The 23,177-nt window shown below is 46.1% G+C and carries 23 protein-coding genes and 1 riboswitch; of the genes, 4 read left to right on the top strand and 19 right to left on the bottom strand.

Annotated features, from left to right (window positions below):
• The first annotated feature begins 233 nt into the window (after positions 1 to 233).
• The gene (locus JOD02_RS02995) at positions 234 to 1,889 is read left to right on the top strand and encodes an AMP-binding protein (RefSeq protein ID WP_204487336.1); all 1,656 of its coding nucleotides are present in this window, start codon (positions 234 to 236) and stop codon (positions 1,887 to 1,889) included.
• Positions 1,890 to 1,939: 50 nt separating this feature from the next.
• Here the strand turns inward: JOD02_RS02995 and spoIVA are convergent, their stop codons facing one another.
• The 16 genes from spoIVA to pdxS form a co-directional block, all read right to left on the bottom strand.
• A complete protein-coding gene (gene spoIVA / locus JOD02_RS02990) occupies positions 1,940 to 3,418 on the bottom strand; it encodes a stage IV sporulation protein A (RefSeq protein ID WP_204486797.1) in 1,479 nt (492 codons plus the stop codon).
• A gap of 325 nt (positions 3,419 to 3,743) precedes the next feature.
• A complete protein-coding gene (plsY, locus tag JOD02_RS02985) occupies positions 3,744 to 4,340 on the bottom strand; it encodes a glycerol-3-phosphate 1-O-acyltransferase PlsY (RefSeq protein WP_204486795.1) in 597 nt (198 codons plus the stop codon).
• Positions 4,341 to 4,378: 38 nt separating this feature from the next.
• The gene (gene der, locus JOD02_RS02980; protein ID WP_204486793.1) at positions 4,379 to 5,692 is read right to left on the bottom strand and encodes a ribosome biogenesis GTPase Der; all 1,314 of its coding nucleotides are present in this window, start codon (positions 5,690 to 5,692) and stop codon (positions 4,379 to 4,381) included.
• A 5-nt stretch (positions 5,693 to 5,697) separates the two neighbouring features.
• Positions 5,698 to 7,017, bottom strand: coding sequence for a DUF512 domain-containing protein (locus JOD02_RS02975; protein WP_341534529.1), 1,320 nt, complete (start codon positions 7,015 to 7,017; stop codon positions 5,698 to 5,700).
• Between the two features lie 109 nt (positions 7,018 to 7,126).
• Positions 7,127 to 7,609 carry a DUF3189 family protein gene (locus JOD02_RS02970; RefSeq protein WP_204486791.1) on the bottom strand — a complete coding sequence of 161 codons (483 nt, stop codon included), beginning with the start codon at positions 7,607 to 7,609 and terminating at the stop codon, positions 7,127 to 7,129.
• Between the two features lie 43 nt (positions 7,610 to 7,652).
• Positions 7,653 to 8,126: a DUF3189 family protein gene (locus tag JOD02_RS02965; protein ID WP_341534528.1), complete on the bottom strand. Its 474-nt coding sequence runs from the start codon at positions 8,124 to 8,126 to the stop codon at positions 7,653 to 7,655.
• Between the two features lie 95 nt (positions 8,127 to 8,221).
• Positions 8,222 to 9,352, bottom strand: coding sequence for a stage II sporulation protein P (gene spoIIP, locus JOD02_RS02960; protein WP_204486788.1), 1,131 nt, complete (start codon positions 9,350 to 9,352; stop codon positions 8,222 to 8,224).
• On the bottom strand, positions 9,345 to 10,037 hold the full coding sequence (locus tag JOD02_RS02955; protein ID WP_204486786.1) for a DUF1614 domain-containing protein: 693 nt from the start codon (positions 10,035 to 10,037) through the stop codon (positions 9,345 to 9,347). Before JOD02_RS02955 ends, spoIIP begins: the two co-directional genes overlap by 8 nt.
• Before the next feature lie 129 nt (positions 10,038 to 10,166).
• Positions 10,167 to 10,538 (bottom strand): fluoride efflux transporter CrcB, encoded by a 372-nt coding sequence (gene crcB / locus JOD02_RS02950; protein WP_204486784.1) that lies wholly within the window; start codon positions 10,536 to 10,538, stop codon positions 10,167 to 10,169.
• 23 nt (positions 10,539 to 10,561) lie between these two features.
• Entirely contained in the window at positions 10,562 to 10,984 is a 423-nt protein-coding gene (locus JOD02_RS02945) for a fluoride efflux transporter FluC (RefSeq protein WP_204486782.1), read from the bottom strand.
• Between the two features lie 122 nt (positions 10,985 to 11,106).
• Positions 11,107 to 11,838, bottom strand: a complete 732-nt coding sequence (locus JOD02_RS02940) for a DUF6062 family protein (RefSeq protein ID WP_341534527.1) — start codon at positions 11,836 to 11,838, stop codon at positions 11,107 to 11,109.
• A gap of 35 nt (positions 11,839 to 11,873) precedes the next feature.
• A riboswitch (Fluoride riboswitch) is annotated at positions 11,874 to 11,936 on the bottom strand.
• A 52-nt stretch (positions 11,937 to 11,988) separates the two neighbouring features.
• Positions 11,989 to 12,531, bottom strand: coding sequence for a pyruvate kinase alpha/beta domain-containing protein (locus JOD02_RS02935; RefSeq protein WP_204486778.1), 543 nt, complete (start codon positions 12,529 to 12,531; stop codon positions 11,989 to 11,991).
• A gap of 100 nt (positions 12,532 to 12,631) precedes the next feature.
• A complete protein-coding gene (locus tag JOD02_RS02930) occupies positions 12,632 to 13,369 on the bottom strand; it encodes an RluA family pseudouridine synthase (RefSeq protein ID WP_204486776.1) in 738 nt (245 codons plus the stop codon).
• Between the two features lie 84 nt (positions 13,370 to 13,453).
• On the bottom strand, positions 13,454 to 13,861 hold the full coding sequence (locus JOD02_RS02925) for a secondary thiamine-phosphate synthase enzyme YjbQ (RefSeq protein ID WP_204486774.1): 408 nt from the start codon (positions 13,859 to 13,861) through the stop codon (positions 13,454 to 13,456).
• Positions 13,862 to 14,083: 222 nt separating this feature from the next.
• Entirely contained in the window at positions 14,084 to 15,157 is a 1,074-nt protein-coding gene (locus JOD02_RS02920) for a bis-aminopropyl spermidine synthase family protein (protein ID WP_204486773.1), read from the bottom strand.
• A 143-nt stretch (positions 15,158 to 15,300) separates the two neighbouring features.
• The gene (gene pdxS / locus JOD02_RS02915; RefSeq protein WP_204486771.1) at positions 15,301 to 16,179 is read right to left on the bottom strand and encodes a pyridoxal 5'-phosphate synthase lyase subunit PdxS; all 879 of its coding nucleotides are present in this window, start codon (positions 16,177 to 16,179) and stop codon (positions 15,301 to 15,303) included.
• 170 nt (positions 16,180 to 16,349) lie between these two features.
• On the opposite strand from pdxS, the gene pdxR reads away from it, so the two are divergent.
• Complete coding sequence (gene pdxR, locus JOD02_RS02910; RefSeq protein WP_204486769.1) at positions 16,350 to 17,831, top strand: MocR-like pyridoxine biosynthesis transcription factor PdxR; 1,482 nt, start codon at positions 16,350 to 16,352, stop codon at positions 17,829 to 17,831.
• Positions 17,832 to 17,898: 67 nt separating this feature from the next.
• Here the strand turns inward: pdxR and JOD02_RS02905 are convergent, their stop codons facing one another.
• Entirely contained in the window at positions 17,899 to 18,594 is a 696-nt protein-coding gene (locus JOD02_RS02905; RefSeq protein ID WP_204486767.1) for a Crp/Fnr family transcriptional regulator, read from the bottom strand.
• A 216-nt stretch (positions 18,595 to 18,810) separates the two neighbouring features.
• Here JOD02_RS02905 and JOD02_RS02900 point away from each other — a divergent pair, with 216 nt between their 5' ends.
• A complete protein-coding gene (locus JOD02_RS02900) occupies positions 18,811 to 19,518 on the top strand; it encodes a 4Fe-4S binding protein (RefSeq protein ID WP_204486765.1) in 708 nt (235 codons plus the stop codon).
• Between the two features lie 116 nt (positions 19,519 to 19,634).
• Positions 19,635 to 21,281, top strand: coding sequence for a hydroxylamine reductase (gene hcp, locus JOD02_RS02895; protein ID WP_204486763.1), 1,647 nt, complete (start codon positions 19,635 to 19,637; stop codon positions 21,279 to 21,281).
• A 177-nt stretch (positions 21,282 to 21,458) separates the two neighbouring features.
• Here the strand turns inward: hcp and JOD02_RS02890 are convergent, their stop codons facing one another.
• Together JOD02_RS02890 and JOD02_RS02885 are read right to left on the bottom strand one after the other, a co-directional pair.
• Positions 21,459 to 22,412, bottom strand: coding sequence for a DUF1861 family protein (locus tag JOD02_RS02890; protein WP_204486762.1), 954 nt, complete (start codon positions 22,410 to 22,412; stop codon positions 21,459 to 21,461).
• A gap of 65 nt (positions 22,413 to 22,477) precedes the next feature.
• Positions 22,478 to 23,140: an MgtC/SapB family protein gene (locus JOD02_RS02885; protein WP_341534515.1), complete on the bottom strand. Its 663-nt coding sequence runs from the start codon at positions 23,138 to 23,140 to the stop codon at positions 22,478 to 22,480.
• Between the last annotated feature and the right edge of the window lie 37 nt (positions 23,141 to 23,177).

Below are 23,177 nucleotides of genomic sequence, written 5' to 3'. Positions count from 1 at the left end.
GAAGGATAGGGCAAGTAGGCTGAACTTTAACCAGTCGGAAAATCGGCTATGTAAGCATGAAACTAGCAGCTATAATGTAGGCCTTGACCACAAAGGTAATAGTGGCTTGATGTGCCACACTTTCCGTAAAGCCATCACGGCTTCAGAAAGCTGATATTTTATAAGCTGCTTAAAATCCATGGTAAAGCAGCAACCACACCAAATAAACGTAAAAAGGAGTAGAGATGCAAATGTTGCTTGAAAGATTTGTTTCAGGAAAATTCACATCATACGAGGACTTCGTACAAAATTTTAAGATAAACGTCCCCGATAATTTCAACTTTGCCTATGACGTCGTCGATGAGCTAGCCAAACTACAGCCCAACAAAACAGCTATAGTATGGTGCGATGACAACGGAGGAGAAGAGTTTTTTTCCTTTGAACAGATAAAACACTACACCGATAAAACAGCCAATTTCTTCAAAGCGCTAGGGATAAAAAAGGGCGACAAAGTGATGTTGATACTTAGGGGGCGCTACGAGTTTTGGTTTTGCCTGCTTGCGCTTCATAAGCTGGGAGCAATAGCGATACCTGCCACTCATCTGCTCACCGCCAAAGACATCGTATACCGCAACAACGCCGCTGACATCAAGATGATCGTAGCCTTAAATGAACCTCTGGTGCTTGAGCACGTAGATCAGGCCCATCTTCAATCGCTCTCCCTCAAATACAAAGTGGTGGTTGGAGGCCAGAGGGAAGGCTGGATAAGCTATTATGAAGGAATAGAGAGCGCTCCATCTCACTTTGAGCGCCCCACTGGAAACCAGGCCACAACTAACGAAGATATCTCACTGCTATACTTCACCTCGGGTACCACTGGGTATCCCAAAATGGTGCAGCACAATTTCATATACCCTCTCGGCCACATAGTCACAGCCAAATACTGGCAGAATGTGCAAGACGATGGCCTTCACTATACAGTAGCTGATACCGGCTGGGCTAAGGCGGTATGGGGCAAGATATACGGGCAATGGATATGCGGCAGTGCGGTGTTCGTATACGACTACATCAAATTCGACCCCAAACGCCTTCTTCAGATGGTGGAAAAGTACAAGGTCACCACTTTCTGCGCTCCGCCTACCATATACCGTTTTCTCATCAAAGAGGACTTATCCCAATACAACTTGGAAAGCCTAAGGTACTGCGTGGTAGCAGGAGAACCGTTAAATCCCGAGGTATACTATCAATTCCTTAAGGCCACTGGCATCAAGCTGATGGAGGGCTATGGGCAGACCGAGCTTACCGTAACCATAGCCACCTTCCCTTGGATGGAACCAAAACCAGGTTCAATGGGAAAACCCGCACCTGGATATGACATAGATATAGTCGATGAAAACGGACGTTCATGTGACATCGGTGAAGAAGGTCAGATTGTCATCCGTACCCACAGCAACAAGCCGGTAGGGATGTTTGACGGATACTACAGAGAACCCGAGCGGACAAAAGAGGTGTGGCACGACGACATTTACTACACCGGCGATATGGCATGGCGCGATGAAGACGGCTATTTCTGGTTTGTTGGTCGCGCAGATGATGTCATAAAGAGCTCAGGATACAGGATAGGCCCCTTTGAAGTGGAAAGCGCTCTTATGGAACACCCTGCGGTTTTAGAGTGCGCAGTCACCGGTGCCCCTGACCCTATAAGGGGACAAGTGGTAAAGGCAACCATAGTGCTGGCAAAAGGATACACTCCATCTCAGGAGCTGATAGAGGAGCTTCAAGAGCACGTAAAGAAGACCACGGCACCTTATAAGTATCCCAGGATAATCGAGTTTGTAGACGAGCTTCCAAAGACCATAAGCGGCAAAATACGCAGGGTGGAGATAAGGGAAAAAAGCTACAAGAAATAACTTCAAAAAATGAAAGGGATGTTCCTGGAACTTGCCAGGCAACATCCCTTTTATAATATTATGCATATCAGGCCTCCACTTCCCTCGTTTATGATCCTCTGCAGCGTCTCTTGAATCTTAAACTGGACATCCTCGGGCATTCTCATGAGCTTGTTGGCCAGCCCTTCCTTAACCAGTTCGTGCAACGATTTGCCAAATATATTGGTCTCCCATATCTTGGACGGATCGTTTTCAAACTCCTCCAGCAGGTACTTCACCAACTCCTCACTCTGCCTTTCGGTTCCCACGATTGGAGATACCTCGGTCTGAATATCCACCCGTATGAAATGCAGGGAAGGTGCACTGGCTTTAAGCCGCACGCCAAACCGGCTACCCTGCTTTACAATCTCTGGTTCCTCAAGCTTCAACTCCTCAAGAGAAGGCGGTACCATCCCATAGCCCGTCTCTCGCACATCGCGCAGCGCCTCAGCAATCCGATCGTATTCCTTCTTGGCTATGGCCAACTGCTTCATCAACCCTATCAGCTGATAATCGCCCTCAATCTGATAGCCGCACTCCTCGCCCAGTATCCTATAAAACATACCAGGCTTGGCATCTATGTTAATAGCCACTTTGCCATTCCCCAGGTTTATATTGCTCACCTTAGGCGGCTCTATATGCTCCAGCTGTTCATCCTTGCCGCCAACTTTCTCGATGTCCCGCACCCTGTATACATCCTGCGTAACGTTTCTCACATAGTCGATTATGTATTTGACAAGCCAGTGGTCCTCATCAAGGCTCTGAACCCATTTGGGAACGTCGACACGTATCTCGGTAAGCGGAAACTCAAACAATACCGTGCTCAATATATTGTGTATATCCTCCACGGTGAGATTTAAGACATCAAGGACCAGAACGGGCACATCATACTTCTCCTCCAAGGCATTACGCAGCATTATCGTATCCTGTGCCGATGGATTTTTCGAGTTGAGGATTATTATAAAAGGCTTGCTCAGCTCTTTGAGCTCCCTGACCACCCTTTCTTCGGCTTCCACATAATTTACCCTGGGTATGTCGGTAATGCTTCCGTCAGTGGTGACCACAAGGCCTATAGTAGAATGGTCGGTAATCACCTTTCTGGTCCCCAGCTCGGCCGCCTCTTCAAAAGGAATATCATAGTCAAACCATGGCGTACGAACCATACGCGGCCCATCGCCTTCCATATGCCCTATGGCTCCCTTGACCAGATACCCCACACAGTCAACCATCCTTATCTTGAGATTAGCCGTCCCCTTTATGGTGATCTCCACCGCTTCATTGGGAACAAACTTGGGCTGTGTAGTCATTATAGTACGTCCCGTGCCGCTCTGCGGCATCTCATCTTTTGCACGCTCCTTCTTAAAACCGTTTTCCATATTAGGCAAAACCAGCAGCTCCATAATTTTCTTAATAAGCGTTGACTTTCCCGTTCGGACAGGTCCCACTACCCCTATGTATATATCGCCATCGGTTCGCTCGGCTATGTCCCGATATACATCAAATTTCTCCATCTGTCCCCCTCCCTTTTTTTGTTGAACCTCATCGATACAGCTCCTCCCTGCTCACCTCGGATTCAAGCCCCATTTGCGGCACTCGGCCTCTATGTGCTAACTCATGCCTTGCAACTTTGCATCAGTAATATATATTGGAGGGAGACAAAAAATATGACAAGTAGTTACCATTTTATGTCCCATCACAGACAAAGCCGTGCCTCACTACCTGCCCCGATAATTGCCAATCTATGTACCATAAAAACCTCTCCTCATGCCCTATTTTAGAACGATGTAACCAACCGTATATTTTTTATGCTTTTTATAGTTTGCTTGCCACATCAATTCACTGTACCCTGGCTCTCTGACCCAGTTTATTTTCCTTCCCCTCTATGAGCCTTGATATGTTGCTTCTGTGCCTGTACAGGGCCAATCCTCCAACAGCCACCCCAAACAGCACCATTTTCCAATCGTATCCGAATATGGCCAGCAGTATAGGAAACAGAATGGCCGCCGTTATAGACCCCAAGGAGACATACTTGGTTATGGCGATTACAACCACTCCTGCCACAAAGAGGATGGCACTTATGAGAGGAAACAGCACCAGCAGCACGCCAAACGAGGTGGCTATACCCTTTCCTCCCCTGAAATCGAGGAACATCGGCCAGTTATGGCCCACAATGGCAGCAAACCCTGCCAACGCCGCCCCAGTCTCACCGGCTATCCATCTTCCAATGAGGGCTGCCAAAACCCCTTTCAGGATATCGGCCAAAAACACTGGAACAGCGGCTTTAAGACCCAGTACCCTGAGCACATTGGTAGCTCCCGCATTGCCGCTACCGTACTGCCTTATATCGATGTTTCGAGCTATCTTCCCTGCAATGAAAGAGGGAGGTATGCTGCCCAGCAGATAACCTATGATAATGGAAACAAACAGCTTCATGCTTGCACCTCCTAAATCCCTGCATTCCCAAACCCGCATTAGCTCCTCTGGCGAACCAGCAGCCTGATGGGGGTCCCCACAAGGTCAAACGTCTTACGCAGATAATTTTCCAGGTATCTTTGATATGGCTCGTGCATGAGCTCGGGATCGTTTACAAACAAAACAAATGTGGGCGGTTTGACGGCTACCTGTGTAGCATAGTAAATCTTGAGCATTCTGCCTTTTTCGGAAGGCGGAGCAGCTACAGCTACCGCATCTGAAATGCAGTCATTGAGCACACCAGTAGAAACCCGCATGATATAGCGACTGTACACTTCATCTACCAACTCCAAAACCCTGTTTATCCTCTGGCCTGTTTTTGCTGATACAAACACCATAGGAGCATAAGCAATAAAGCCCAGCTTTTGCAGGATGCGGTTCTTGTATTCCTCCATAGTATAGGTATCCTTTTCAACCAGGTCCCACTTGTTGACCACTATCACCGACGCCTTACCCTCTTCTATAGCCAGGTTGGCGATTTTGGCATCCTGGTCTGCTACCGGCTGCGTGGCATCCAGCATTATGAGCACGACGTCGCATCTTCTGATGGCTGCCAATGCACGCAGCACGCTATAGCGTTCCAAGGCTTCATTTATGCGGCTTTTCCTACGGATTCCAGCGGTATCTATGATCACATACTCCTTTCCATCCCTCTCAAAGGGAGTATCAATGGCATCCCTGGTAGTACCCGGAATATCACTCACTATAACCCGCTCTTCTCCTAGGATACGGTTTACCAGCGAGGACTTGCCCACATTGGGCCTACCCACCACAGCTATCTTTATAGCCTGGTCTTCTTCTTCATCGATCCCTTTATCAGGCAGATATTTCACCACCCTATCCAGCAGGTCACCTATCCCTCTCTTGTGGGTGGCTGAAATGCCAATGGGTTCACCCAGACCCAGGCTGAAAAAGTCGCCCACCATCGGTTCGTCCTCAAAGTTATCAATTTTATTTACTGCCAGCACCACAGGTTTGCGGGTTTTGCGCAGAAGGTTAGCTATCTGCTGGTCTGCCGGTGTTACTCCTACCTGACCATCCACAAGGAATATTATTACATCTGCGGTATCTATGGCAATCTCTACCTGCCGCCTTATCTGTACAAGCAGTTCATCGTCGCTCTCAGGGTCCAATCCCCCTGTATCCACAAGGGTGAATTTTCTGTTTAGCCACTCAGCATCGGCATAAATTCTGTCGCGTGTAACCCCTGGTTGGTCATCCACAATGGATATCCTTTTGCCGACGATTTGGTTGAAAAAGGTGGATTTTCCCACGTTGGGACGCCCTACAACAGCTACTATTGGTTTGTCCATACCCATCACTCCCTTCTATCTCTCAAAGCCTTATCCAAGTTTGCTATAGTTTCAAGTAGCTCGCTTCCGTCAACTGGAACAGGGACAACTGGCACTCCCAACGATGCACTCAAGCCTTCTAGGGTGATATCATCCAAAAACACGTCTTCACCTCTGCGAAGCATGGTAGAAGGTATGAGCAGGGCCTCACCCAGATTCTTACCTTTAAGCTGGGCTATCATATCCCCACCCGTTATCAGCCCTGCCACCGTAACGCTCTCCCCAAAAAACCCGTTGACAACGGGATAAACGTGCACGGTCACCCCCATTTCCTGCTGTACCCTATCCATCAATGCTTTTATGGTAGGATAAGCCGATACCCCAGTAGCCACAGAGACCTCTTTCGCAACCACATTTCTTCCGCGATAATTATCAATAGCCTCGTCAAATTCATGGACCAGCTTGACTATCAACCCCACCCCGTTTTCGATCTGAGGAAAATCCTCGTACTCCTCATAGGATGGAAACTTCTTGCCGGCCAGAATATAAAACTCATCAGCCGCAAACACGAAGGCGGTACCGCTCTCACTCCGGCATACCTTCTGCCACCTCTCCACCTGTTCCACCACCTGCGCGGCAGAGCCAGCATCAAACGGCAATATATTCTCCAACCCCTGACGGTACTTGGTTAAGCCCACCGGCACTACGGCCACAGACCTTACTATAGACCTTAAGCTCCACAGGTCGGACAAGGTGCGTTCAAGCTCAGCACCATCGTTCCAGTTACGGCACAGTACAATCTGACAGTGTATGGATATACCTGCCTTTTCAAACTCCTTCAAGATGCTGAGCACCTCACCGGCTCGCTTGTTTCCCATCATCCTCTGGCGAAGCTGTGGGTTGGTAGTATGCACTGATATATAAAGTGGGCTTATGCGCTTTGAAATTATCCTCTTTACGTCATTTTCAGTCAGGTTGGTAAGGGTTATATAATTCCCCATTAAAAATGATAGGCGCCAGTCATCGTCTTTGTAATAAAGGGTAGAGCGCATCCCCCTGGGCAGCTGGTCTATAAAACAAAATATGCAACGGTTACGACATACCCGCTGCCTATCCATAATGGGCTGCTCAAAGGTCAGCCCCAGGTCTTCGTCAGGGTCTTTTTCGATATCCAGTTCCCATATCTGCCCATCGCTCTTCTCTATAGTAATATTTACCTCATCGTTGCTCATCCATTCCATATAGTCCAGAATATCTTCTACTGCTTGCCCGTTTACGGCTACCAAAAAGTCGCCGGGCTCTATACCCAGCTCTTCAGCAATGCTGCCAGTTTCTACTACCGCAATCCTATGTTTTTTCCTCAGTTTAAACCTCTCCCCCGTTTGAAATTTATTAGCTATTTTTAATACCTGCTACTAAATATGGTCACACTTCTATTATCGTGCAAAAAAACCATTAAGTCAATAATTTATCGTTGCGTTGCATTAGAGCCTGCTTGACCCTGGTGACCAAATCCACTAGAAGCGGATAACTCTTCCTTATGCCCCATATGGTCATAGGCCTGCCTATGAAGGGAATACCCAGCTTTCTGGAGGTAAATCCTCCTATGGCCGTTATGGGATGGAGTTGTACCAGGGCGCTGACAAACAGCACATCCTGCTGGGATATGCCACTGACATTTAATAAGCTTTTGATAGCGGGTATGACTACGCTTTTTCCATCTTTCATCCCCACCACATAAATGTCCCATCCGAGCTCATCCCGTCCCATGTATACAGGCGTACCCAGCTTCTTATTATCCATTTTATCATAAAAAGGTATGGCTTTAAACTCGTGAACTTCAGGTATACGGTCATGGGGAAGGTAATTTAGGTGTATGGAAGCACAGGTAACAGATGTATGAGCTCCTCCATAACAGTGATAAAACAGCACCCCCATTTGTTTCACCTCTCTTGATTACTTTAAGCTCTTTCGTCATATTTCAAGATTCATAACCTATTGAATCGGGTCTATTCAACTCCTGCTTTTGCTGTTCTACAACTTTCACAAAGAATTTGTACTTGTATCTAAACCACCAAAAAAACAGCTTTTTGCAGACCATGGTATTTATACCGTGTGCCAGCAAAAAACCCATAAACCTGGGGAAAAAGCCCTCGAACCGTGATACATCGACGTGACACAATTCTTCATCTATTCTAAATATCTTACTTATATTTGTTTGAGCCTTCTCAATTATCGAAAAAAACCTATTACAACCCATGACATATATCTCATTCAGGTTTTCATCTAACCCTACATATATTAAATTTCCATATTGTTGGCCATATAAACAACAAATATCAAAATGGGCTTTTATGAGCTGGTTGTCTGGGAATTGAGCGCCTTTATATATCCCGACATGAAGCGCTGCCATCAAATACGCTCCATAAGTCGCCCTGTAACCACAGTATATCACTTTCAACGCCGCTTTCTCCTCTCTTAAGGGCTATTTATAAAACTTTTACAAAAACACAAAACCGAGTCGCTGGACCTACCAGCAACTCGGTTACCTTATTCTCTATCCCGCTCATCTCTATCAGTATTGCCGGTAATTTTAGAAAACATCTCTCTAGTACCACCGCTTATCGCGATAAATACTACTACCCCTATAACCAGCACCAGCACCAGCCATACTATTCCTCTTCTTCCACCGCGTTGCACCTCTTCGTTTATAGGCCTTGTCCGATAGGTCCCCTTGTCCTGGCCTTCCTGTGTCTTACCCTGTATGGTACCGCCAAACATGGCCTTGTCCACTACATCGGCCATATACTGGGCAGACCTTGCTGCCGATTCCTTGCTGTTTTCATGGGTACCAAATTCGAAGATCAGCGAACGAGGAGAAAGTTCCTGATTGTATGCTCCTGCCCCTATATATATGTCCTTTATAAGCCCGGGATACACCTTGTCAGCTATGGCCTTGATCTTATAAGCCAGCTCCTCATTAGCCTTTCTATTCTGGTTTCTTGAGCCCACCACTATCCTAACCTTGGTCATGGGTTGCCCTGCCACTCTTGTGACGTAAATATGCCCTGGCACAGCATCCCTGTGTATATCAAATATTGCAGCCACCGGAGAGTACTGCCTTATAAGGCTGATGGCTGTCTGCCTGGAACGCCTGTAAGCGCCGGCGTCATGGGGGTCATGCGGCGTTTTGTCAAGCACCGCGTTTATCCCCCTCTCGCGCAAAGCATCTCTAAATGCCTCAGCCACATCAAAGATGCCCCCACCACCAGGACGGCTGTGCGTACCATCTGAAGGCGCATATGACTCATCGCTGTGCGTGCAGTACAAAAGTATATTCCCTTTCTTGTCAAACTGCTGTGCCAATGCACCCACCGAATCTGAAATTTCCTCCACTTCAGGCAGTTTAACGTCCCCCATGTATTTAAGCACAGCCCTCTTTTTCTCCTTGTCTACCGAGATGACTGAATAACGTTTATTATCGCTACTGATGTATTCATCCTTTACCAACACTTCCCTAGCCATCAGGGTAAGCTCTTTGCCTGTGTCATCCAGCAGGGTATAATATCCACGTTCCTTCTCAAACCAATCATCGGCATATACATCAGTGGAAACGTAGTGGCTCACGGCAATGGCAATCAAAAAGCAAAAAACGATAGCCCGGCTTACCTTTTTACTCATTCTTGTCACCTCCCGTATTGCTGCCGTCATCCCCGCCCTTTCTCATAAAAGAGCCATCCTGATAGACCATAGCCTTTTTTGCCGTTCCACCCTGCAGCTTTTCCCTGAACTCCCCTACCACCTCTGCCAGCAACACTGCCAGCAATCCCGCTATCACTACTGCATCCACTGCTCCTGCACCGCCCAAACGAAGCTTGGTAGGGATACCCCTCAATATGTTTTCGATCCACTGGCCCAAATCTGCCAGAAGTACCCCCAACACACCGGCTATAAATGATGCCCGGCGCGAACGTCCGAACAGGTAGCCTATGATCCCCGCTATAATCCCATAAACATAATTTGGGTCGATCATGATGGTCTCAGGCTCTGAAGGCATATAACGTCCGGCAAGGTACACCCCCAAAGCTGAGAGTACAGCCGCCACAACCGCCCTGATTCTTTCCATCCCTGTACCCGCTTTTGCGAACAGATATATTACCAGTATAAGCGGGACAATAGCCCCGCCGATATTTATATAAACATTTCTTCCCAGAGGTATGTCAGGAATGAGGCTGCCTACAAATATGGCCACCATAAACAAGACAGCTGCTTTGTCGCTCAAGCGCATCCTGTCCAGCATGCGCTGTCCAACGCCGAACAGAACTAAAATGGTCGCTACTATAAGGAGTGTGAGTCCCAAAGGCATTGTACCCCACCTTTCATCTAATTTTGATTTCCATTTTATATTTCCCTGGGTACAAGCCTTCTATTCTTCAACAAACCATACCACACAGAAGCCACAAGCAGAAAGCGTAACATTCAAAAATCACAATGCTCACTTTAAATATATTGTACCTAACTTGCCCAACTTAAATCCCAGTATATAGAATGTAATCCCCAAAAACAGAGAACACGAGATATAAACGAAAGCATTCATCTTCTTGTCCTTCTCAAAGAGAACAAACCCCTCATACATGAATGTGGAAAAAGTTGTATAAGCGCCCAAAAAACCATCAACCAAAAACAGATATGCATGTCGAGCCGGATCTAAGCTGCTCACAATTCCCAGCAAAAACGCCCCGGTGATATTTATTAGAAAAGTCCCTATTGGGAAAGCTGTGCCAAACCTCTTTGATATAAGTTTGCCCAATACAAATCTCGTTATACTGCCCAAAGCTCCGCCTATACCAATCAAAACCCACGTCATTTGCCTCATCCTTTCTACATCCTTTATTTGTCTTCTTCAAAAATGTCAGCTCCATGTCTTTTAATCATCACAGTTTTAATCCTTCCTGCTAAATAAACGCCAAAATAAGCCGCACTAAATCCTAACGCTGCTGAAATAACGATATAAAACAGGGCTATATTGTAAAATCCGCGACGCACAAGCTCTACTGCCTCTTTACATAGCGTCGAAAAAGTCGTAAAAGCCCCTAAGAATCCTGTAGTGATACCCAAATGGACATGTTCATCAACCTCACAGAACTCAAGAACAACAGTTAAAATAAAGGCCAACATAAAACTGCCAACAACATTGATTGAAAGCGTATTTATAGGTATATTTTTGTAGACACCTATTTGTACAGCCTTTATAGCAACCCTCAAGACAGCTCCCACGCTTCCTCCAATGCCGATGAATATATATTTCTTCATTTTAGTTTACCTCCATTGCGCTCTCGAAAAGTTTGAAAGCTTTATTTTAGCGTGTTTGCAGGTTCGATGTTGAAAATTCCGGGAAGTTGCCATACAAAATCAATTGTGCCTATGTTGCTCGGCTACTTTTTTATTCCAGGTATGCCAACCCATTTCTCCACAGCCCTTATCCATGCCACTTTTTCCTCATCGCTTTTGGGCTCGTTGACAAACCTATAATCCGATTTTCTCTTAATCTCATTTAAAAGGTTTAAAAGCTTTTTATATTTATCAAGTTGAACAGCCATAATTTCCTTAACAGCACTTCTAATCCTGCAATGCTCCAAAAGCTTAAACATATGAGGTACACACAAAAATCCCTCGGTTTTAAACTTCTCTTTAAACTCCCTGTCCTTTTCCATATACTCTACAAAAGACAATATATACTCTTTCTCCCAATCCCTGACCATACTACAAATAGGACAATCACTATTTGAAACAAAGTAATCTTTAAAGCGTTTAAGGGACTTTCTATTCTCCTTCTTAATGCCGAAGAAATTTTCGACGCCTTGGTAAAACTTCACTTCCTTCAAAAATACATCTATTTCATGTATTAAAGAAACGATAAGGTCGCTGTAAATAATGGCATGGGCGAGAGGATCACCAAAGCTCTGCAGTTTCCAGGCATGATAATTGCAATAGCCTTTTGAGTCATTAATATCCTTTCTTATTTTAATATCGTTGACGCTTTCGTACAGCAGGGCATCTATAAAATTGTCAACGTTTCTATTGATTAGAACGCATATAGGGCATGCATCATCCTTTAAACTATCCTTTAACTCGTAATACACCATATCCATAGCTCTTACCCTCACCTCCAAACAAAAAAACTCCTACAAATAACTTCTTGTTATTTGTAGGAGTTATCAGCGCTTTTGCGCATTTTAGGGCGAACTCCATCGCCCATTATTCAATTTTAGCCATATTATAACACACCTTATCTGACAAAGCAATAGCCACACAAATCAGTAGGGCTTGCATATAATTTCGTGTATCCTGGTCTCAAGGATGCTGCTGGCGTGAGATGGCGTAATTATCACGGCGGTGTCAGCACCCTCGCTGGTACCACCCACCGCAATCACAGGTTGGCCATACGGTATCAAACCGGCATCCAGTGCCATCACCGAAATCTCTACGCATACCTTTACCCCCTGACCAAACATCCTCAAGGTATGCGCCATAATCTCCACAGGATATGTACCGCCAAACTTCCTGCTCAAGCCCCTTTCTGCCCCACTGAGCACATGGGTAGTGGTGAGAACCTTAATGCCAGATGCTATAAGCTGCTGGCGCACCTCCTCAGGCATCTCATTCTTGCCCTTTTCACTAAATCCGTTCACGTGCGTTACGCACACAACTTCCAGGTCACTCGCATCTTTAAAGAAACTGGCGGTATATCCTGAGCAGGATGCCACCACTATATGGCGTATTCCCCTTTCCCTTGCGGTTTTTAACGCCAGTTCCACCGTCTTTTGTGTATTATGCTTGCCTTCGGATTCAAAATACATCGTTCATCACCCTCCTTGCTCATTACCCTTAAATCGTCATGAAATAATGTGATGACGCAAAACTTCATGCAATTTATACTTTTCATTCTCTCTAGCTTCTTTAAAGCAACCCGTCTGCATCGTTTTTTGCACTTACCAGAATTTTAAACTGATTCCATGGATAACAATCGGGCGGAAAACTTTTAAAGACCATGTCCTCTTTTAAAGTAGGGTGAACCAGCTTAATTGCTGTAGACCACAAGGCAAGCTGCTGACCTGGCTTATTTACTCCTTTGCCGTATTTTTGGTCGCCATACAGAGGAAAGCCCTCAAAGGAGAACTGTGCCCTTATCTGATGTGGCCGCCCGGTGAGCAAGTCTATCTTGATCAGGCTCAAAACATCGGCTTTGTTTGAGGCATTCAGGCTTTCCAGCACCTCATATTCCAGTACAGCTTCCTTTGCGCCTTCCCTTGGAGCAACAAAGCAGCGTACCATATTGGTGGCGTTGTCCTTATAGAGATAATGCTTAAGCCTCCCACTCTCTGGTGGTTTCCCCCGCACCACAGCAAGATAAACCTTCCCAAAAGTCCCCTTGCGCACCTGGTCGGACAACCTGGATGCGGCCTTGGAAGTCCTGGCAAACACCATTACTCCCCCTACAGGGCGATCCAGGCGGTGAACCAGACCTAGATAGACGTTACCAGGCTTGTTGTACTTCTCCTTTATGTACTGCTTGAGTATCGACAGAAGGTCGGCATCGCCGGTGGCATCCCCCTGCGTCAGCATGTTTACCGGCTTTTCCACCACCAAAAGGTGGTTGTCCTCGTATAAAATCTTCACATCGCTATTAATCTTCATTTTCACCCAATCCCTTTTTATCTTCAATCACAGCCGCTGCTTAGTTGACACGTTGCTCCCGTTATTACAGCTTTACACGATCAATTACTTTGCCTCCATACAGCTTATATACACCTTCCTGCGTCTGGGACCATCGAACTCGCAGAAGTACACCCCCTGCCATGTCCCCAGCACCAGTCTGCCCTCCGAAATGATAATGTGGCAGCTTGAACCCATGCATGAAGCTTTTATATGGGCATGGGAATTTCCCTCCACATGCCTGTAATCGCCACGCACCGGAAACGCCTTATCCAATGCCTTTATGATGTCGTGTACCACGTCAGGATCGGCGTTTTCGTTTATGGTTATCCCGGCGGTGGTGTGAGGACAAAATACTACTGCCACGCCATTTCGAATACCGCTATCCCTTACAGCACGCTCCACCAGGTGTGTTATATCTACAAATTCTTCAGGTTTGCTGGTAGAGATGGAATACTCAACTAGATGTCCCACTTTAACACACCTCACAATTTGATTTTTTAAGATATATCCCCTCAACGCCTATAAAATGACATCAATGAAACATCAGAAACAACATCCCCACAACCACAACATCCGCAGTTTTCTCTTTCCCCTCAATTAATCATTCATTATCTCCTACCATTAGACTCTACCACTTTTTTCGTTTTATTTCAACAAGCAAGAAAACCCCCTTTAAAGGGGGTTTTCTTAAGGTCATTTGTTTTCAGGCTTATAAATCAGCGCTTCCTCATCAATGTAGAGCTCACAAGGCATTGGCTTGTTTTCAAGTTTTCCTGTCCCGCCAAGTAGTTCTATCCTGTACATAGAAGACCTGTACCAGTTGAGCCGGGGTTTCACCTGTACGAACGAATAGTCGTCCCTTATGCTCTCCAGCAGGTAGTCCCAGTTGACGTAATGGTTGAACTCGTGAATTATGTCGGTAATGGCCACATCAAACTTGCTAACCAGCAATTGTTGGAAGAGGTTCCATTTCTTCAGAGAAGACTCGGTACGCGTCAAGCCAAAATATCCTGCGCAACCCTCACCGCGAAGCCCTGTAAGCCCTCTGGTCATACATACTTCAAGTGCCTCCAGAGTCTCTGGTGGGTCAGTGTTAAATGTATCGAAACGCCCCACATACTGTTCGGGAAGCTTGTCCCTGAAATCATACTTCTCAGCTTTAACAGGCAGGCCCAACTCTCTAGCCTTCCTATTGATGTATTCGACCAACCTGTCATCAATCTCCAGAACCACCACTTCTTCCGGCAACCCCGACAGCCCTGCAGCAATGCTGAGCAGGTCGTCATCTCCTAAAACCAGCAGCTTTTTCCCCTCCAGGTCACCTCTCTCAGCAATCAGGGCTATCCTGCTTACAACTGTCCGAGTGGTGATATACCCCTGGTCGTAATCCAAGATGGCTTCGGGCCTGTCAACAGTCACCTCATCAAACCTTTTAGTAAGTTCATTTAAGTCCTCTCTCCAAATTCCTCGCCCCTCACAGGTGGGACACGTATAATCCTTATGGGCAAATATTTTATGATCGCTCAAAAATTTTTTACCTTCTGGAGTTAAGGTTATATCCCCATCTTTCCCAATATCCACCAAACCCCGGCTTCTCATATCCTCTACTATCTCTGCAACCACGCTAAATGGCTTTTGTGACGTACAAACGATTTCCCAAAAATGAGAAGTCCTAGCCAATCCCGACATCACCTTTTCGACATCCCGCGCAGTGGTTTCAACCTTCGTCTTCTGATAAACCCGCTCCGCTATCCGTTGAACGTCCACGCAATCACCTCCTTTAAGACTTAAAAAAGGACCCTGCTTCACACAAGGCCCACAAATATCAATTAAACCTGGCTTCAAACCACAACGTTAATCATTATACCCATTTCCCTTTAAGAAGTCAAGAGAGGCTGGAAAAACACCTTTTACCAGCCTCTATCAGCATACCTATCCTTTTCATCCAATTTATCGATCTCCAAACCATACATGGGTTCACCCAGGTCCTCTGACACCTCGGCCAGTATTTTCGGATCATCGTAATGTTTGACCGCCTCAACTATGGCTTTAGCCATTCTTTCGGGGTTGGAGGATTTGAATATGCCCGACCCAACAAACACCCCATCACAACCCAGTTGCATCATGAGGGCTGCATCAGCAGGGGTGGCTATTCCACCAGCAGCAAAGTTTAGTACCGGCAGCCTTCCATTCCGTGCCACATACTCCACCAGGTGATAGGGAGCTCCCATTTCCTTGGCCGCTATCATCAGTTCCTCATCAGACATGCCCTGTAGGCTCCTTATCTCGGCCATAATGGTCCTCACGTGGCGTACCGCTTCTACCACGTTCCCGGTACCGGCTTCGCCTTTGGTCCTTATCATGGATGCGCCTTCACCAATCCTCCTTAACGCCTCTCCTAAATTTCGCGCACCACACACAAAAGGCACCTTAAAAGGCTTTTTATCAATGTGGTACCTGTCATCAGCCGGCGTTAAAACCTCGCTCTCGTCGATATAGTCTATACCTATGGCCTCCAATATTTGTGCCTCCACAAAATGCCCTATCCTCACCTTTGCCATAACGGGTATAGACACCGCCGCCTTTATTTCTTTGATCAACTTAGGGTCGGACATCCGGGCCACGCCGCCATACCGCCTTATATCAGCCGGTACCCTTTCCAGAGCCATCACAGCAACTGCCCCGGCTTTTTCAGCAATAACAGCCTGCTCTGGCGTTACCACATCCATTATTACCCCACCCTTTAGCCTCTCGTTCAGCTCTTTGTTTTTCTCAAAAACTTGTTCCATAATAACTCCTCCTCCATACAAAATTTTTATCATGGCAGATGCAATATTGTTGCGATACAATTATTATTGTTATATAATTGTATTGTTAGTGTTATTAATAACATAATAATCGTTGTGATGTCAATATGCGAGGTACAAAAAATTCAGGAAAAGAAAGGAGAAACAATCCTATGGATAAGAAAATGTCGATATACCTTGACAACAATCTTTCCACACCCTTGTATATCCAGCTTTTTATTCAGCTCAAAAACCTGATTGTAGAAGGGGTTTTTCAGCCAAACGAAAAGCTCCCTCCTATAAGAAAGCTGGCCCAACAACTGGGAGTCAATACCATAACGGTGGTAAACGCATACAAAAAGCTTGAAAGCGAGGGATTGGCATACTCTATAGTCGGCAGCGGAACATATGTCGCTTCTTTTAACCGGCACGAACAGCCATTACCCCATTTACAGGAATCCGAACACTTACGGATGATGGAAAAAGGACAAGTTCAGGTGGGTGAAGATACCATAAACCTTGCTAGTACTACACCCACGCCTGATTTGTTTCCCGTAGACAGTTTTAAAATACTTATCAATAAGGTATTGGATAGGGACAAAGGCGAAGCCTTTGGTTACCATCAGATTCAGGGCTATCAACCCTTAAGGGAGTCAATATGCAATTATCTGAAAACTTTTTCAATAGATGTTTTAACGGATGACGTGCATGTAATATCGGGGGCACAACAGGGAATAGATATCATCTCAAAAGCCCTTATCGAATACGGTGACTGCGTGTTTGTGGAAAGCCCAACTTATAGAGGTGCGCTTGAGGCTTTCAAGTCTAGAGGAGCTAAAATAATCGAAATACCTATGCAAGAAGATGGCATAGACCTGGATACTCTGAAAAATGCGCTATCCACATACCATCCCAAGTTCATATACGTGATGCCCTATTTTCAAAATCCAACGGGTTATTCCTATTCGCACGCCAAAAAAATAGGAATACTCAAAATCGCAAGGGAACACAAAACCTTCATCGTAGAAGATGATTCTCTAAGCGAACTGTCGTTTACCGATGAGCGACCCCTGCCCTTAAAAGCGCTTGACAAGCACCAAACCGTCATATACATCAAGAGCTTTTCCAAGATATTCATGCCTGGCTTAAGGTTGGGATTTATGATAGTGCCTGAAACCTTACGCGGCAGAGTTATTTCAGCCAAACACACATCGGACATCTCAACATCCGGCCTCATACAGCGGACGTTTGACCTGTACCTCAGGGAGAATATATGGTTGGACCATATAAAATATATGAAAGAAGAGTACAAAAGAAGATACGAAATATTCCTACAGGCTGTAGAAAAAAGCTTCCCGAAAAACGTGAAGTATAAAGCCCCGGACGGAGGACTGCATATATGGTTTGAACTTCCCCCCGGATACAGCGACCAAGAGCTGTATGCCCGTTGCCTCAAAAAAGGGGTGCTCATCACACCAGGCTCCCTGTTCTACCATCAAAATCATGATATACGCCATTTCAGGCTGAGCTTTGCCGCAGTAAACTCCGAAAAAATACAAGCCGGTGTAAAAACAGTAGGGAAGGTCCTTTACGAATATCTAGGAGAAAATGTGTCTTCAGAATTACACACTAAGGAATACAGTCCCTTATTGTAATGCGTGCATATTTCGTTTTCTGCTTGAACACTACTTTTATTTTTTGTTTTAAATCTTGTCATCACCGTCACTGTGCCATCCCTTTTAACGCATGCAGGTCCTTGATCTTTATTGAAGCGCGATGGAAATCTATTATTCCCTCATCCCGCATATTACACATCTCCCTTGACAGGGAAGGCCGCGACACGTTCAAAAAATCTGCTAGTTCGTTGCGATTCATAGGCAACATAAACGTGGTCTTTCCTGTCTTTTTATACTGTTCTAGCAAATAAGTGCTTATCTTGCCGCGTATGCTCTTTATGGACAGATACTCCACCTTTCTGCTCAATGCGATGGCACGTTCAGACACCATCATAAGCATATTTTCTATAAGCCTCCTGTGCCACGGGCACACATGCCTACACTCGCCAACAATCTTGTCGCGACTTATGAAAAGCGCCTTGCAGGGCTGCTGCGCCTCAACGGTGACAGGCCACTGGGACTCCGAGGAAAAGGCTACAATCTCGCCAAACACATCCCCCGGCCCAAGAAGTACCATTATCACCCTAGTGCCAGCCATATTTTCTTTATAGGCGGCTGCTTCCCCCTCCAGCATAATGCCTAGACCATGGAACTTTTCACCGGCCATGGCCAAGCAATTGCCCTTATCATATGCCTTCACCTTTGGTTCAAGACACTTAAGCATCAAGATGATTTCATCCTTCTCAAAGCCTTTAAACAACTCAGCCTTTGAAAGCACTTCTACGTATCTTTCAAGCTCCATATGACCACCCTTTAATTTTTCGTAACATCAGATACCGACATGACAATTGTAATTATAATATAATAACCGCAGCAGGACAACAGAGTAAAAAGCCAACGCCATGAATTTTATAGCAGATCATAACGTTGGCCATAGCGATTACAAACAAAGACGGTTGCGGGATAAACTCATAATTGTCCCGGTACAAGACTGTATTTAGAAAGGAGGTAGAAAGCCGTGATAAGGAAGATCGTAAAAATTGACCAGGAAAAGTGCAACGGGTGTGGGCTGTGCATAGACGCCTGTCACGAGGGCGCTCTGCAGCTTATAAACGGCAAAGCCACCCTGGTATCGGAGTCATACTGCGACGGGCTGGGTGCATGCCTGCCTGAATGTCCCATGGGAGCCATCTCCATCGAGGAGCGCGAGGCGCAACCTTTTGATGAAGAAGCGGTCAAACAGCATATGATGCAAAGAAGGGAAGAAACGCTGCCGTGTGGTTGCCCGGGAACACAGGTTAGGTCAATGGAAAGGTCTGTAAATAGCCCGACACAGCAACAGAGCCAACCACCGGTTGAGTCACAGCTGCGCCAGTGGCCGTGCCAGATCAGGCTGGTACCACCAAATGCACCGTATTTCCGCAATGCCAGTTTGCTGGTAGCAGCCGACTGCACCGCATATGCCTATGCCAACATTCACCAGGACTTCATGCGCAACAAAGTCACCATCATCGGGTGTCCCAAGCTAGATGACGTGGACTATTCGGATAAGCTGACCGACATATTGAAATACAACGATATAAAAAGCATTACAGTGCTCAAGATGGAGGTTCCCTGCTGCAGTGGCCTTGCATATGCGGTGAGAGATGCCCTTGCAAGGAGCAGCAAGATGATCCCCTGGCGCGTGGTCACCATTTCGATAGACGGAAAGGTCATCGAAGACTGATTGAAACCAGAATGATGATAACTGACTAAAACTGGTATAGAACGATTATTGAGGATGATTTTTAGTGAAGAGATTTAGAATATGACCGATAAATTTTCAAGGAGGTTGGTACATTTATGAATATGTTTTGTAATCAATGCCAGGAGGCTGCAAAGGGTGTAGGATGCACGTTAAGAGGTGTGTGCGGCAAGACCGACGATGTGGCAAATCTGCAGGACCTCTTAATCTATGTGCTAAAAGGAATATCCGTATATACCATAAAATTGAAAGAGGCAGGCATTAAGACTCCTGAAGCCGATAAATTCATTATTGAAAGCCTGTTTTCCACCATTACAAACGTGAATTTCGATAAGGAATACTTTGTAAATAAAATAACCCAGGCTCTCAACCTCAGGGACCAACTCAAAGAACAGGCTTTAAACATTGGCATAAAGCTAGATGAAAACTTACCAGATGCTGCCATTTGGGAAGGTAAAACCCTGATCGACTTTGAGACAAAAGCTACAACCGTGGGCCTCATGTCGGAAGAAAACGAGGATATACGTTCCTTAAAGTCGCTGGTACTGTATGGTATCAAGGGTATGGCAGCCTATGCATACCATGCTAGAGTCCTGGGGTACGAAGATGCTGAAGTGAACGCCTTTATGCAGAAAGCGCTGGCTGCACTCCCTGACAGCAGCCTAACAGCCGACGAACTTGTGGCACTGGCCATGGAAGCCGGCAAGTATGGGGTTCAGGTTATGGCACTTCTAGACAAGGCCAATACGTCTACCTACGGACATCCCGAAATCACAAGGGTGAACATCGGTGTGAGAAACAATCCCGGTATACTGATAAGCGGCCATGACTTGAAAGATCTTGAGGAGCTGCTCAAGCAGACACAAGGGACTGGCGTGGACGTCTATACCCACGGCGAGATGCTCCCAGCACATTACTACCCGGCATTCAAGAAGTATGAACACTTCGTTGGTAACTACGGAAACGCCTGGTGGAAACAGGACAAGGAGTTTGAGAGCTTCAATGGGCCCATCCTGATGACCACCAACTGCTTGATACCGCCTAAGGACTCCTATAAGGACAGGCTGTACACCACCGGAGTAGTAGGCTATCCTGGAGTCAAGCACATCCCGGTTCGTGAGGACGGTACAAAAGACTTCTCCGAGATAATCGAACACGCCAAAAGATGTGCACCGCCCACACAGATCGAAACGGGAGAGGTCATAGGAGGGTTTGCACACAACACAGTGCTCAGCCTGGCCGACAAAGTAGTTGAAGCTATAAAAGCAGGCAAGATTAAGAAATTCTTTGTGATGGCAGGATGCGACGGCCGAATGAAGAGCAGGGAATATTACACCGAATTTGCCAAGAAACTACCACATGACACCGTCATACTGACAGCAGGATGTGCAAAATACAGATACAACAAGCTGAACCTTGGGGACATAGACGGCATACCAAGGGTACTGGATGCAGGGCAGTGCAATGATTCCTATTCCCTGGCCGTAATCGCTCTCAAGCTCAAAGAAGCCTTCGGCCTGGAGGATGTAAATGAGTTGCCTATAGCTTACAACATTGCATGGTACGAACAGAAAGCAGTCATAGTACTGCTTGCGCTGCTGTACCTGGGCGTTAAAAACATCCATTTGGGGCCGACGCTGCCGGCATTCCTGTCGCCCAACGTTGCCAAGGTATTGGTCGAAAAATTCGGCATTGGCGGCATAACCAATGCAGATGATGATATAAAGATGTTTATGGGAAAATGAATTTAAAATCTGTTTCCAATGGCCAATAAATAGAGCCAAAAAGGGGCTGAATAAACGTTTTATTCGGCCCCTTTTTTGTCGTAATCTGGATCCACTGTGGCTTTCTCAATCCAAGCCACTCACTTATGGCAAATATGAATGCATTCCACCCAAAATACTCTATGCATGGCTAAATCTTTAGGATTCATATTCGATAAACGGATCAGGTATCACCAGCCACTGGGCCGTTGCATCCGAAACGCCTGCATAAAGTACAGCAGTCCCATCCTCCTGGCGTACCAAACCACCGCTGAACACCACGTCGTACAGGTCATTTCGTTTTGCCGGAGAGGGTAAAAAGTCATCCCTACAAGCCACAATCTTCAAAGGCGAATGAGTCATAGACTCTGGGTCAAACGCAAACACCATCGGATAATAGTGGCGATTGCCCTCCTCGTCAAAGCGAGCAATATGGCCTAACACACCTAAAAGTCCATTTTTCAGAACATGTACTTCATTTACGCCGCCCCACTCCTGATCTATGAAATGGGAATGGTAAACAGTAGCCTTGTTGATGTTGTCTTCATTCAGCTCATCCAGCGAGTTAAGAGTTATATACCCTATCTTCCCTCTGCCTCCTATCTCTCCTTGTGGACGGGTAAACACCGCTATCTTGCCATCTTTTAGACCCACAACCCTTATATCCTTCATGCCGTTAGGACCACGAGCAAATAGCTTCATATCACTAAAATTTTTTCCTCTGAAAAACAGCGTTCTCCAGCAAATGATCTGGTTTTCGTTCATGGGATTTGTATCGATCTGTACACCGCCGAATATGACCTCTTCTCCTACCCTGGTCAGAAACGGATCCTGAAAGCGCAAGAACTCCGGCGCTACAGGCGACCTCACCCACTTGCCATTGTTTTCAACAAACAGCCATACCTTGGACAGCTCATCATGCCTGTTTTCCACACGTCCTGCCATATATTTCCCGGATTCATGAATAAAGGGCGCTGTAATATTGTATATATCCTTCTTGGTTTTGGTAGCAAACTTCACCATACCAGCCTTTATGGGTCGGCGGCTTTTGTCTTGAATGTATTCCTCGTAAAGCTCTACAGAGGGACGGGCAGTTTTGGCAGGCTCAAACATCTATCATACCACTCCTATTCTATAAATTCTTAAAATGGCAGATATAACCTAAAAACTTTGTGCCCTCAATCCTCTTCCGTATAAACCACCACAACCCCATCCACTGTCTTAAGCTCCTTCATCAATTCCTCTCGTTTCATACCCCGAGGAAGCATTACATAAAACTTGGTCTGAACCCACGGCTCGTCGGTAGGCTCCATTTTTATATCCCTTATCTGGACATTTAAGCGCCCCATGCGTTCGGTCACTTTCGCAATCTGACCTGGCACATTCCGCATATCAAGTTCAATCTCTTCTACTTTCGATTTATTTTTGAGAAATCGTTCCATTTTTTTGAGCAATATCAAGGTGATATAGGCAAGCACCGCAACGAGTATGGACAATTCGTACAAGCCGGCCCCCACCGCCAAGCCAATACACGCCACAACCCACAGGCTGGCAGCAGTGGTGAGCCCGCGCACCCTGGTCTTATCCTTGAGTATGGTACCGGCCCCTAAAAAGCCGATGCCGCTTATGACCTGTGCACCCAAGCGTGCCGGATCCAGGTTGACCATGCCGTGGTACAACCTGAAGAGATGGATCGACGTAACCATCACCAGCGTAGAACCCATACAAACAAGGGTATGAGTCCGAAATCCAGCAGGTCTGTTTGTGATCTCTCTCTCAAGCCCCACAAGCCCCCCAAGTAACATGGCCAACACAAGCTTAAATACATCCTCCCAAAACACGCTTTAGCCACACCTCCCTTTCAAGCTGCCCCATTCC

This window comes from Caldicoprobacter guelmensis (assembly GCF_016908415.1).
GTDB classification, from domain to species: Bacteria; Bacillota; Clostridia; order Caldicoprobacterales; family Caldicoprobacteraceae; genus Caldicoprobacter; species Caldicoprobacter guelmensis.
Note: the sequence above shows the minus strand (reverse complement) of the source record. Positions and strands in the feature narration are given on the sequence as shown.